The sequence below is a fragment of the Hyalangium sp. genome (assembly GCF_035629615.1).
GTDB lineage: Bacteria > Myxococcota > Myxococcia > Myxococcales > Myxococcaceae > Hyalangium.
Genome location: NZ_DASPHO010000719.1, coordinates 1 through 12,466 on the forward strand (window position 1 = coordinate 1; position 12,466 = coordinate 12,466).

The following is a 12,466-nucleotide window of genomic DNA, read 5'->3' on the forward strand; positions in this document are numbered from 1 at the left end:
GTGTTCCACGCCTATGGCCCGTACTCGTGGGAGATGCAGGACGTGCTGTACCGGCTGGACCGCGCGGTGGCAGAGCTGGTGGCCGCGGCCGAGCGTGCGGCAGGGGGCCGGGCCAACCTGGTCATCGTGCTGACGGCGGACCACGGCGGGGCGGCGGTGCCTGAGCACTGGGCCTCGGAGGGATTTGCTGCCCGGCGGCTAAGCCCGAAGGAGCTGGCGAAGGGGCTCTCGCAGGCGCTCAAGGCCCGCTTCCCACAGGCGGAGCTAGCAGTCACCCTGGAGGAGTCGGACGTGTACCTGGCCGGCAAGGCACTCGAGGAAGGCAAGGTGGACGGAGCGGCGGTGCGGCGGGCGGCGGCGGAGTGGCTGGCGAAGCAGCCGGGCATCGCGGCGGCGGTGGCGAGGGACGATCTCCACACGGCACCGGATGTGGCGGGGCTCATCTCTCCGGTGCGGCGTGGCTACTACCCTGGGCGCAGCGGCGACGTGCTGTTCGTGCCACAGCCCTTCCATGTCCTGAGCAACGTGATGACGGGCACCAACCACGGCACACCGTACAACTATGACCAGCAGGTCCCGGTCGTCTTTGCCGGAAAGGGCGTGAAGCCGGGAACGTACCTGCAGGAGATCAACGCAACGGACGTGGCGCCGACGCTGGCGGCGATGCTGGAGTTGGGAGCACCGGCCTCCGCCGAGGGCCGCCCGCGGACCGAGTTCTTCACGAACGGCCGGTGACCACAGGGGTTCCAGCCCTGGTCTTCAGGGGCTGCCTACCCGCGGCGCATCGCACAAACCTGTCTGACAACCAGACAGCTTCTGGAAGACCGCGACCGGCAGGCCTGCCTCTCGGGCTCAGCTTCCATCCTGTGCGTGCCTACCTCAGCTCACCCTTCTCAAGGCCGGGGCTTCCGGCTGGCGCGGCCAGCGCTTCTGGTCGTGGCGATCTCCAGCGAGAGATCCATGGCCCGCGCCGAGTGCGTCAGCGAGCCCATGGACACGAAGTCCACGCCCAGCTTGGCCAACCGCGGCAGCCGCTCCAGCGCGACGCCGCCGGAGACCTCGAGCGGGATGCGGCCGCCCGCGAATGCCACTGCCTTGCGGATCTGCTCGTCATCCATGTTGTCGAGCATCACCACGTCCGCACCTTCCTCGATGGCCTCGGCAAGCTGCTGGAGGTTGGTGACCTCGATCTCGATCTTCACCAGCCGCGGCGCGTGAGCCCGGGCGCGGCGCAGGGCCTCCTTGATGGAGCCCCCCACGGCCGCGATGTGGTTGTCCTTGATGAGCACCCCATCGAAGAGGCCGAAGCGGTGGTTGGAGGCGCCACCCAGCCGGACCGCCTCCTTGGAGAGAGCGCGCATCCCTGGAGGCGTCTTGCGAGTGTCGAGCACCTTGAGCTTCGAGCCGCGCACGGCTGTTGTCGCCTGCTGGGCAAGCGTGGCGATGCCCGACATGCGCTGCACGATGTTGAGCGCCGTGCGCTCTGCTGCCAGCAGCGAGCGCAGCCGCCCGGAGACCTTCGCCGCCACGACCTTGGGCTTGATCTCCTCTCCGTCGCGCCGAAGGAACTCCACCTGCACCTCCGGATCCACATAGTGGAACACGCGGCCGAACGCCTCGAGCCCGGCGAGCACCAGCTGCTCCTTCGCCAGCAGCTCCCCGCTGCCCAGCGCATCCGGCGACACCAGGGCGTTCGAGGTGACATCCCCCGCCGCCCCCAGGTCCTCGTCCAAGGCCAGCTCGATGAGGCGGTCGAGGTAGTCCTTCACAGGTCCTGTCTCCTTACCGACGGGCCTTCTTGGCCGCGACCTTCTTGGCGGGAGCCTTCTTCGCCCCAGCCTTCTTGGCAGGAGCCTTCTTGGCAGGAGCCTTCTTGGCAGGAGCCTTCTTGGCAGGAGCCTTCTTGGCAGGAGCCTTCTTGGCCGCGACCTTCTTGGCAGGGGCCTTCTTCGACGCAGCCTTCTTGGCGGGAGCCTTCTTGGCCGCGACCTTCTTGGCGGGAGCCTTCCTTGCCGCAGCCTTCTTGGAAGGGGCCTTCGCGGGCTCAGCGCCGCCCTCCCTTCCCTGCTTGGCCTGCTCGAACTCGCGCTTCGCCTCGTCCACGAGCCCCATGCTCATGTACGCGACGCCCAGGTCCTCATGATCCTTGGCGGACAGTCCCTCCTTCGTGCTCTCACGAAGCTTGTTCAGGGCATCCGTGATCTGCGGGTTCACGATGTCCGCGTCGGTCTCGAGCTCACCCTTCAGCTCCTTGCTGAGATCCACGCCGCCCCCCTCCGCCGGTGCCGAGGGCGGGGCCACCTTCACCTGGGCCGTCTGCGGGTTGGCGATCATTTCATCCACTGCTTCAGGCGGGGTCTCTCCAGACATAGGTGCCTCCGGGGCCAGCCGATCGATGTTCTCCTGCAGCTTTGCCTGCCGGGCCTTCAGCTCCTCGACACGGGCCCGATCCTTCTCCACGACATCCGGCGGGGCCTTGGCGACGAAGCTCGGATTCTCCAGCTTGCGCAGCACACCTGCCAGCTCCTGCTCCGCCCGCGCCAGCTCCTTGCCCAGCCGCTCGCGCTCGGCGTCCACGTCAATGAGCCCGGCCAGCGGCACGTAGATCTCCAGCTCCGAGCCCACGTAGGCCGCGGCCTGAGCCGGCTTGCGCCCAGGTGGCTCCACATGGACCTCGGACAGGCCGGCCAGCGGCATCAGGTAGCTGCGGCACCGCTCCAGCGTGGCGCGCAAGGCCGGGTTGGCGCTCTGCACATGCGCCACCAGCTTCGCCGAGGGCGGCAGGTTGCTCTCGCCACGGAGGGTGCGCAGGCCCTCGATGGCGGCCACCACGGGCGCCATCTCCGTCTCCGCCGCGAAGTCCGCCAGCCGCGAGTCCGGCTCCGGGTACGGCGAGATCATGATCGAGTCCACCGAGCGCGGGATCGGCAGCTTCTGCCAGATCTCCTCGGTGATGAAGGGCATGAACGGGTGCAGCAGCCGGAGGATGCGCTCCAGGCTGAACACGAGCACCGCGCGGGTGCTGTCCTTGGATCTCTCGTCCTCGCCGTAGAGCGAGCCCTTGGAGAGTTCGATGTACCAGTCACAGAACTCGGACCAGAGGAACTGGTAGAGCGTGGAGGCGGCCTCGGCAAAGGCGAACGTCTCCAGCGCCAGGCGCGTGTCCACGATGGCGCGCTGCAGCCGCGCGAGGATCCACCGGTCCGCCAGCGTCAGCTCGCGCTCCTTGATGGGGCGCGTGTCCAGGCGGAAGCTGCCCAGGTTCATCAGCACGAAGCGGCTGGCGTTCCACAGCTTGTTGCAGAACGCCTTGTAGCCGGCCACGCGATCCATCGAGAGCTTGATGTCGCGGCCCTGCTGGGTGAGCGAGGCCAGGGTGAAGCGCAGCGCGTCCGCGCCGAATGCCGGCATGCCCTGGGGGAACTTGTTGCGCAGGGTGGGCCCCAGCTTCTCCGCCGAGGAGCCCAGGATCATGTCGAGGGGATCGATGACGTTCCCCTTCGTCTTCGACATCTTCTCGCCCTTCTCATCCCGCACCATGGCGTGCAGGTAGACGGTGCGGAAGGGTACGTCGCCCATGAAGTGCAAGCCCATCATCATCATCCGGGCAACCCAGAAGAAGATGATGTCGTGGCCTGTCTCCATAACGGACGTTGGGTAGAAGGTCTTCAGCTCGGCCGTCTGCTGCGGCCAGCCCAGCGTGGAGAACGGCCAGAGCGCGGAGCTGAACCAGGTGTCCAGCACGTCCGGGTCCTGCGTGAAGTTCGTGCCGTTGCACTTGGGGCAGTGCGAGGGCTGCTGGCGCGACACGATGGGATCGGCCCGGGCGAAGTCCACGCCCCCCACCCGCACCGTGGGCGCGTCGATGGGCAGATCCGTGTCGTCCCCCACCCGCGGACTGCACGACGTGCAGTAGTAGGCGGGGATCTGGTGGCCCCACCAGAGCTGCCGGCTGATGCACCAGTCGTGGATGTTCTCCATCCACTGGAAGAAGGTGTTCGTCCATGTCTCGGGGACGAACTTCGTGCGGCCCTGCGCCACCGCCTCGATGGCGGGCTTGGCCAGCGGCTCGATCTTCACGAACCACTGCGGGGACAGGCGCGGCTCCACCACTGTGCCGCACCGCTGACAGTGCCCCATCGACAGGGTGTGCGGCTCCTCCTTCTCCAGCAGCCCCTGCAGCGACAGATCCTCGAGGACCTTCTTGCGCGCGTCGTAGCGGCTCATCCCCGCGTACGAGCCCGTCTCCTTGTTGGTGCGCGCGTTGTCATCGAAGATGGTGATCATCGGCAGGTTGTGCCGGAGGCCCGTCTGGTAGTCGTTGAAGTCGTGCGCCGGCGTCACCTTCACCACGCCCGTACCGAACTCCATGCTGACCAGCTCGGCGTCCGCGATGATGGGGATCTCGCGGTTGACCAGTGGGAGCAGCACCGTGCCCCCGGCCAGCCCCTTGTAGCGCTCGTCATCCGGGTGGATGGCCACCGCGGTGTCGCCCAGCATCGTCTCCGGGCGCGTGGTGGCCACGGTGAGCGCCCGATCCGTCCCCTTCACCGGGTAGCGGATGTGCCAGAGCGAGCCCTTCTGCTCCTCGTGATCGACCTCCAGATCGCTCAGCGCCGTGTGGCACGAGGGGCACCAGTTGATGAGCTTGTGGGCCCGGTAGATGAGCCCCTCTTCATGCAGCCGGACGAAGACCTCGCGCACCGCGGCCGAGGACTTCTCGTCCATGGTGAAGCGCTCGCGATCCCAGTCCAGCGAGGCGCCCAGGTACTTGTGCTGCTCGCCGATGCGCTTGCCGTACGTGTCCTTCCACTCCCAGACACGCTTGAGGAACTCCGAGCGTCCCAGATCGTGGCGGCTCTTCTTCTCCGTCTTCTTCAGCTCCTTCTCCACCACCATCTGCGTGGCGATGCCGGCGTGATCCGTGCCCGGCATCCACAGCGCGTTGTAGCCGCTCATGCGCTTCCATCGGATGAGGGTGTCCTCGATGGTGGCGGTGAGCGCGTGGCCCAGGTGCAGGCTGCCCGTCACATTGGGCGGCGGCAGCACGATGGAGAAGGGAGGTTTGTCGGAGGTGGCCTCGGCGTGGAAGTACTTCCGCTCCAGCCAGAACTTCGACCAGCGGTTCTCCACCTCGGTCGGCTCGTAGGCCTTGGATAATTCAATGGTCTCGGTCATCGCAGGGGGCCGGCCCCTTGGGCCGGCAGGCAATCAGCTCGGGTAGGGCAACTCAGTGCTGCGTCTCTCGATCCTTGATCAGCCGATCCAGCTCCTCGCGGATGATGGTCTCGGCGAGCTGCGGTACTACCTCCCAGGCGATCTTCTCGATGACTTCTCGGGAGGCCTTCGAGAGCGCCTCGCGCAGCTGGGCCTCGCCCCCATCCGCGGCCCGAGGAGCCGGCCGGCCCTTGGGGGCCGCAGGAACCTCCACATCGAGCGAGATCTCCTCGGCGCCGCTCTGATCGGGCAGCGAGTCCTCAATCGAGATGGCTGGACTCTGTCTCGCCTGCGGCGCTCCCTGGGGCGCGGGGGCGCCCAGGCCGAACGGATCCCGCCCCCGAGGCGGTTGAGCACCAGGAGGAGCCGACGGCAGCCCCACGCCCCCAGGCGGACGAGGAATCCCTCCGGGCATGCCCGGCGCGGGCGGCGCTCCAGGCCCCGGCGGACGCGCCATCCCCGGTCCCGGCGGCATCCCAGGCCCCGGCGGACGCGCACCCGGCGGCACTCCAGGCCCCGGCGGACGGGGCACGCCCCCAGGCCCCGGCGGCATCCCTGGCCCCGGCGGACGCGCCATGCCCGGCGGCACTCCAGGCCCCGGCGGCATCCCGGGCCCCGGCGGACGCGCACCCGGAGGCGCTCCAGGCCCCGGCATGCCCGGCCCTGGAGGACGCGGCACGCCCCCAGGTCCCGGCGGACGCGGAGCCCCAGCGGCAGGAGGGGGCGGCCCGGCGGGACGAGCCGCCGGCGGAGGAGCCGTCTGAGGCATGATCTGCGTGGCCGCCGAGGAGGGCATAGTGTTCGACTTATGCCCCACCAGCGTCTTCACCTTGTCGAGCAGTATCTGGCTCTCGAAGGGCTTGGTGACGTGGTCATCCGCGCGGGCGGCGCGGGCGCGGTTCTCGTCGAAGGCCTCAAAAGTCCCGGCCAGCAGCACCACGGCAATGTGCTGCGTGCTCGGATCGCTCTTGAGGGCCTCGCACACCTCGTACCCACTCTTGCCCGGCATCATCACGTCGGCGAGCACCACATCCGGGCGCAGCTCGCGGCAGCGGGCAATCGCGTCCAAACCGTTGTCCACCGCGGTCACCTGGAAGTCCTCGGTCGCGAAGATCATCCCAATGACCTTGCGGATGGTGAGCGAGTCGTCGGCGACCAGCAGATTCTTCGGCATCGGCGTCGGGCCTCGGGGGCATCAACCCCCAGAATTAATTGAGGAAACGGGGGCGAATGAGAAGGCATTCCACCCCGCTGTCACGCGGGGCAGCTTAGGGGTTGCGCTCCCGGGCAATCAAGAAAACATGTACTGCAGGTCCAGGAAGAGCACAGGGCCGGGCAGTCCCGGTGCCTTGAACTCGCCGCGCTCCTCGGCCGGCTCGAAGCGCTGGAGCACGCCGAGGACCCGGGTGGCACACAGCCCCACGTTCTGGCCCGCCATCTCCGTCAGCACGAAGAAGTCCTCCACCAGGGCCGAGCCGCCCAGCATCGCCGGCACCGAGAAGACGGGCCAGAGGACTTGAGCGTGGGGGAACACCCCCGCCACCGCCCCGCGCTGCACGGGCAGCATGCTGAACGACTCCCCGCGGGTAACCACTTGGGACACCAAGCTCAGCGGCAGACCGAACAAGCGCCCCTGAGACTCGAAGACGAGCGCCCGATCGGGCGGGCTCTCCATCAGGTGCACGGGCTTCGAGGGGGCAGCCACACTGCGCAACACGGCGCGCTGCGGCAGCGACTCGGCGATGAGCTCCAGGTAGAGCCGCTCCTTGTGGAGGATGGCCCCCCGGCTGAGCGGAACGAGCGCCTCTCCCAGGCCGGCGGGCAGCAGGAAGAAGGGCGCATGGGCCACGTCCGCCACCTCCACCACGGAGCGGACTCGCACTGCCAGCGTGGGGCTCACATCCAGCACCACCACCATGCCCGTCCCCGTCTCCGGGGCGCCCCCGAGCAGCACGGACAGATCCTTCACCTCGAGCATGCCTCGCAGGCTGGCGCCATCACTGCCCGCCAGCGCCACCTCCATCACCGAGGTCGCTTCGATGGCGTAGCGCGTCTCACCCGCCTCGACGAGCAGACACAGCCGGCGTCCGCTTTCGAAAGGAGCCACGGGCCCGAGGCTAGCAGCCCCAAGGGCATTGGTGGTAAGCGGAAGACAATGGCGCGGATCCTCCTCGTCGACGACGAAAAGATGGCCCGGACCCTGTATGGAGACTACCTCCGCTCGGCCGGCCACGTCGTCACCGCCGTGGGCAGGTTCGAGGAGTTCCGCGAAGCGCTCGAGGCGGAGGCCTATGACGCGGTGGTGACGGACCTCATCCTCCCAGGCGCTGATGGGATGGAGGTGCTGCGCTACAGCAAGGAGCGCTACCCGGGCATCGAGGTGGTCGTCATCACCGGCCTGGACAAGGTGGATCCCGCCGTGCGCGCCATCAAGAGCGGCGCGGCCGAGTACCTCGTCAAGCCGGTAGCCCCCGAGGCGCTCCAGCATGCGGTGCGCCGCGCCCTCACCACGCGGGATCTGCTGCGCGAGAACGCCTCGCTGCGCCAGTACGTCTCCCTGCTGGAGATGGGGCAGCGCATCGCGACGACTCTGGATCGCGAGCGGCTCGCCATCGCCGTCTCCAGCGCGCTGGAGGCGCAGACCCTGGCCAACGCGGTGCTGCTGCTGCTGCGCGAGGGGGGCCCGCTCAAGCTCCACGGCCACAGCGGGCTGGATCCCCAGGTGGTGGAAGAGCTCGAGCCCGTGCTCTGCTCCCAGCTCCAGGGCATCCGCACGCCCCGCGCCCTGGACGCCCTGCCGGTGCCCTACGAGCACGTGCTCGCCTTCCCCGCCAGTGATGGGGAGCTCTCACTGGGCCAGATCGTTCTGTTCTTCTCCAGCGCGCCCCCGGAGAACGTGCCCGAGGTGGCCGGGTTCCTCTCGCGCCACTACGCCATGGCCCTGCGCAACCTGGGGCGCTTCGCCGAGGTGGAGGATCTGGCCTACATGGACGATCTCACCCACCTCTACAACATGCGCTACCTCCACCTCGTCCTGGACCGGGAGGTGAAGGCCGCGCAGCAGACGCAGGGCACCTTCAGCCTGCTCTTCATGGACCTGGACCACTTCAAGTCCGTGAACGACACCCACGGCCACCTGGTGGGCTCGCGCCTGCTGGTGGAGGTGGGGCGCGTGCTCAAGAGCTGTGTGCGAGAGCGGGATGTCGTCGTCCGCTACGGCGGGGACGAGTACGTGGTGCTCTTGCGCAGCACCGACGCGGGCGGCGCGCTCAAGGTGGCCGAGCGCATCCGCCGCACCATGGAGCGCCACGCCTTCGTGCCGCGCGAGGGGATCGCCATCTCGCTGACGACGTGCGTGGGGGTGGCCAGCTTCCCCGAGCACGCGCGTGACAAGGGTGCACTGCTGGACATGGCCGATCGCGCCATGTACCGGGGCAAGCGAGGCACCCGGAACGTCGTCTACATGGCGGCGCTGGACCTCGAGTCCCCGCCCGCCGAGCGCAAGGTGGCGGGCTAAACCCCGGAGCCTCAGCGGCGGAGGTTGCCCACCGTCAGCTGCTTGGGGAGCGCGGGCTCGGCCACTTTGCCCTCTCCCCCTCCCCCCTCACCCACGGCTTCCACCTCCTCGTGGGGGGCCCCCGAGACGATGAGCTGGAACTTCCGCGAGGCCTCCTTGTCATGCTGGGCCTGCTGGGGATCCAGCCGGGCGATGAGCTGCCAGAAGAGGGCGGCGTGCTCGCGCTCCTCGTCCATCACGTGCCGGAGGATGGCCTTGGCCTCCTCGTTGTCCGTGGCATCCAGGTGGGCGGCATAGAGGTTGATGGCGTCCAGTTCCGCCTCGATGTTCAGCCGGATGGAGCGGGCCAGCTCCGAGTCCGTGAGCTTGCGGGGCACCAGCGAGTGGAACGGGGGGGTCTGCGGCATGTCAGCCTCCAAGGCCCGGCCAGGCTTTCCCGGGCAGGGGGGGCAGCAGCATCCGCAGGCTCCGGCCTCCGGTCAACGGATTCCGCGCCTGTTGCGTTGCGCATGGACACAGGGTCCGCCATGCTGCCGGGGCATGGAGACTCCTGCCCCGCTCGCTCATCTCCTGCAGGCCCTGGAGGTCGGTGACCTGGCAACGGCAAAGGCCGCGGCCGCGGCACTCCAGCGCGCAGGGGTGGGCTCGACCCAGCTGGCCGCCGAGGTGCTCCACGAGCTGCGCCAGCCCCTCCTGGGGGTGAAGGCCTATGCCCAGCTGCTGGCGGAGGAGACCGGCACCGTCGGCCCGCTGAAGCTGCTGCTGACCCAGGTAGAGCGGATGGAGCAGATCATCGCCGACTTCGTCCGCCTCTCCAGCGATCGGACGGCTCCCCAGCAGCGCATCTCGCTGGCCAGCCCTGTGTGGGCCGCGGCGAAGCTCTTTGCGCTCAACCCGGACTCCTCCCGCATCTCCCTGGAGGTGGAGGCCCCGGACACCATCACCGTCCAGGGCAATGCGCGCCTGCTGGAGCAGCTCACCCTCAACCTGCTCAACAACGCGCGTGACGCCATGGCCGGCCGCGGCCGCGTCAAGGTGCTGCTCACCCTGGAGGGCTCGTCGCCCGTCATGTACGTGGCCGACTGGGGCCCCGGCATCCCCCGGGAGCTGCGGGAGAAGATCTTCGAGCCCTACGTCTCCAGCAGCAAGCGCGGCACGGGCCTGGGCCTGGCCGTCTGCCGCAGGATTGCCCAGGAGCACAGCGCGCAGATCAGCCTCGCCCCCACGGACACGCTGCCGGACCAGCCGGCGCCCTCCACCGTCTTCCGCATCTCCTTCCCCGCCACCGTCGAGGAGCCCGCCACCCAGCGCAAGCGGGTGATGATCGTCGATGACGAGAGCATCATCCGCATGGTCTTCCGAGACCTGCTGGGCAAGGAGTTCGAGGTGCTCGAGGCGGGGACGGCCGAGGAGGCGCTCGAGGCGCTGCGCACCCAGAGCGTCGATCTCATCGTCACCGACAAGAACCTGCCGGGCCTGTCCGGCCTGGCGCTGGCCCAGCAGGCGCGGACGATGAACCCCCAGGCCCGGGTGCTGCTGATGACGGGCTACCCCTCGCTCGGCACCACGCAGGAGGCGCTGGAGCTGGGGGTGATGGACTACCTGCTCAAGCCCTTCGACGACATCCGCCAGGTGCGAGCCCTCATCCGCACGGCGCTCTCGACACCTCCTGTGCAGCCCCGGACCGCCACCGGGCGGCGCATTGACGTCATCGACGACAACCCCACCTCCTCGCGCACCGTCACCGAGGCCCTCACGCGGCTGGGGCTGGAGCCGCGCCTCATCACCTCCACGGAGATCTCCGCCCTGGAGCCGCCCATGGCGGTGCTGGTGAGCTGGGACTTCACCCCAGCCTATGGCCGCAAGGCGCTGGAGCTGGGCAAGGCGCTCGCCCAGGGGGCGCCCTTCATCGTCCTGGTGGAGCACCTCACCATGGAGACGACGCTGGACTCGCTCCGGGCCGGCGCCATTGCCTGCCTGCCTCGGCTCTTCTTCGACGCGCCCGCGCTCAGCCGCGAGCTGTCCCGCGCCCTCAAGCTGGGCACGCCCTGAAAAAGCGACGGCCCCGGGCCTCTCGCGAGGAACCCCGGGGCCAGCACGGAGGGACGGCCCATGAAGCGGCCGTCCCGAGGCCTCTGCGGCCTAGTAGTCCATGTCGTCGCCGCCGTAGTCCGGCATGCCGCCGCCACCACCGCCGCCGCCCCCGCCCTTGCTCTTCTTCTTCGGGCGCTCGGCCACCATGGCCTCGGTGGTCAGCAGCAGCGAGGCGACGGAGGCCGCGTTCTGCAGCGCGGTGCGCTCCACCTTCGTCGGGTCGATCACGCCGGCCTTCTCCAGATCCTCGTAGACCTCGGTGCGAGCGTTGAAGCCGAACGCGCCGGTGCCCTCCTTGACCTTGTTGATGACGACGGCGCCCTCGAGGCCCGCGTTGCTGGCGATCTTCCGCAGCGGCTCCTGGAGGGACTTCTTGATGATCTCCACGCCGAAGTCCTGCTCACCGCCCAGCTTGAGCTTGTCCAGCGCCGGCAGGGTCCGCAGGTAGGCCACGCCGCCGCCGGGGACGATGCCCTCCTCCACGGCCGCGCGAGTGGCGTGCAGCGCGTCCTCCACGCGAGCCTTCTTCTCCTTCATCTCCGTCTCGGTGGCCGCGCCCACGTTGATCACCGCCACGCCGCCCACGAGCTTGGCCAGGCGCTCCTGGAGCTTCTCGCGATCGTAGTCGCTGGTGACGGTCTCGGCCTGCGCGCGGAGCTGCTTGATGCGGGCCTCGATCTCGCTCTTCTTGCCCGCGCCATCCACGATGGTGGTGTTGTCCTTGTCCACCGTGATGCGCTTGGAGCGGCCCAGATCATTGAGGGTGAGGCTCTCGTACTTGTGGCCCAGCTCCTCGCTGACCACCTGGCCGCCGGTGAGCGTGGCGATGTCCTTGAGCATCTCCTTGCGGCGATCCCCGAAGCCCGGCGCCTTCACCGCGCACACGTTGAGCACGCCGCGGATCTTGTTCACCACCAGGGTGGCCAGCGCCTCGCCCTCGATGTCGTCGGCGATGATCAGCAGGGGCTTCCCGCTGCGCGCCACCTGCTCGAGGATGGGGATCATGTCCTGCATCGACGAGACCTTCTTCTCGCTGATCAGGATGTAGGGATCCTCCTGCACCACTTCCATGCGATCGCGGTTCGTCACGAAGTAGGGCGAGACGTAGCCGCGGTCGAACTGCATGCCCTCGACGTACTCGACCTCGGTGTTGATGCTGCGCGATTCCTCGACGGTGATGACGCCGTCCTTGCCGGTCGCCTCCATCACGTCGCCGATGAGCGCGCCGATCTCCTGCGAGGCAGCGGAGATGGCAGCTACCTGGGCCATCTGCTCGCGCGTCGTCACCTTGGTGGAGTTCTTGTTGATCTGGTCGGTGATCGCGCGGGCGGCGGTCTCGATGCCGCGCTTGAGCGCCATCGGGTCGGCGCCGGCGGCGACGTTCTTCAGGCCCTCGTGCACGATGGCCTGGCCGAGGACGGTCGCCGTCGTGGTGCCGTCACCGGCGATGTCGTTGGTCTTGGAGGCGATCTCCTTGGCCAGCTGCGCGCCGATGTTCTCAAAGGGGTCGGCGAGCTCGATCTCCTTGGCGATGGTGACGCCGTCGTTGGTGATGGTGGGCGGGCCGAAGCGCTTGTCGAGCACGACGTTGCGCCCCCGCGGCCCAAGGGTCATGCGTACGGCGCCGGCCAGCTGGTC

9 protein-coding genes are annotated in these 12,466 nt (G+C 68.7%); 3 read left to right on the plus strand and 6 right to left on the minus strand.

The annotated features are described in order from the left end of the window. On the plus strand, positions 1–735 hold a 735-nt coding region (locus VD972_RS35895; RefSeq protein ID WP_324993322.1), incomplete at its 5' end, for an alkaline phosphatase family protein. 158 nt (positions 736–893) lie between these two features. Here VD972_RS35895 and nadC read toward each other — a convergent pair. The 4 genes from nadC to VD972_RS35915 form a co-directional block, all read right to left on the minus strand. Then, positions 894–1,769, minus strand: coding sequence for a carboxylating nicotinate-nucleotide diphosphorylase (nadC, locus tag VD972_RS35900; protein WP_324993323.1), 876 nt, complete (start codon positions 1,767–1,769; stop codon positions 894–896). 13 nt (positions 1,770–1,782) lie between these two features. Then, positions 1,783–5,178: a valine--tRNA ligase gene (locus tag VD972_RS35905; protein WP_324993324.1), complete on the minus strand. Its 3,396-nt coding sequence runs from the start codon at positions 5,176–5,178 to the stop codon at positions 1,783–1,785. Between the two features lie 52 nt (positions 5,179–5,230). Further along, positions 5,231–6,391, minus strand: a complete 1,161-nt coding sequence (locus tag VD972_RS35910) for a response regulator (protein WP_324993325.1) — start codon at positions 6,389–6,391, stop codon at positions 5,231–5,233. Positions 6,392–6,508: 117 nt separating this feature from the next. Further along, a complete protein-coding gene (locus VD972_RS35915; protein ID WP_324993326.1) occupies positions 6,509–7,324 on the minus strand; it encodes a chemotaxis protein CheW in 816 nt (271 codons plus the stop codon). Positions 7,325–7,372: 48 nt separating this feature from the next. Here VD972_RS35915 and VD972_RS35920 point away from each other — a divergent pair, with 48 nt between their 5' ends. Continuing rightward, a complete protein-coding gene (locus tag VD972_RS35920) occupies positions 7,373–8,734 on the plus strand; it encodes a diguanylate cyclase (protein ID WP_324993327.1) in 1,362 nt (453 codons plus the stop codon). Between the two features lie 11 nt (positions 8,735–8,745). On the opposite strand, the gene VD972_RS35925 is transcribed toward VD972_RS35920, so the two are convergent. Beyond that, entirely contained in the window at positions 8,746–9,141 is a 396-nt protein-coding gene (locus tag VD972_RS35925; RefSeq protein WP_324993328.1) for a demethoxyubiquinone hydroxylase family protein, read from the minus strand. A 133-nt stretch (positions 9,142–9,274) separates the two neighbouring features. Here VD972_RS35925 and sinK point away from each other — a divergent pair, with 133 nt between their 5' ends. Further along, the gene (gene sinK / locus VD972_RS35930; RefSeq protein WP_324993329.1) at positions 9,275–10,786 is read left to right on the plus strand and encodes a hybrid histidine protein kinase/response regulator SinK; all 1,512 of its coding nucleotides are present in this window, start codon (positions 9,275–9,277) and stop codon (positions 10,784–10,786) included. 90 nt (positions 10,787–10,876) lie between these two features. Here the strand turns inward: sinK and groL are convergent. Continuing rightward, positions 10,877–12,466, minus strand: a 1,590-nt coding sequence (gene groL, locus VD972_RS35935) for a chaperonin GroEL (RefSeq protein ID WP_324993330.1), incomplete at its 5' end; no start/stop codon positions are given.

What these genes read in the sequence shown, in the direction of transcription:
- VD972_RS35905 (WP_324993324.1), bottom strand. Translation starts at nt 5,178, where the DNA reads ATGACCGAGACCATTGAATTATCCAAGGCCTACGAGCCGACCGAGGTG.
- VD972_RS35910 (WP_324993325.1), bottom strand. Translation starts at nt 6,391, where the DNA reads ATGCCGAAGAATCTGCTGGTCGCCGACGACTCGCTCACCATCCGCAAG.
- VD972_RS35920 (WP_324993327.1), top strand. Translation starts at nt 7,373, where the DNA reads ATGGCGCGGATCCTCCTCGTCGACGACGAAAAGATGGCCCGGACCCTG.
- VD972_RS35925 (WP_324993328.1), bottom strand. Translation starts at nt 9,141, where the DNA reads ATGCCGCAGACCCCCCCGTTCCACTCGCTGGTGCCCCGCAAGCTCACG.
- sinK (WP_324993329.1), top strand. Translation starts at nt 9,275, where the DNA reads ATGGAGACTCCTGCCCCGCTCGCTCATCTCCTGCAGGCCCTGGAGGTC.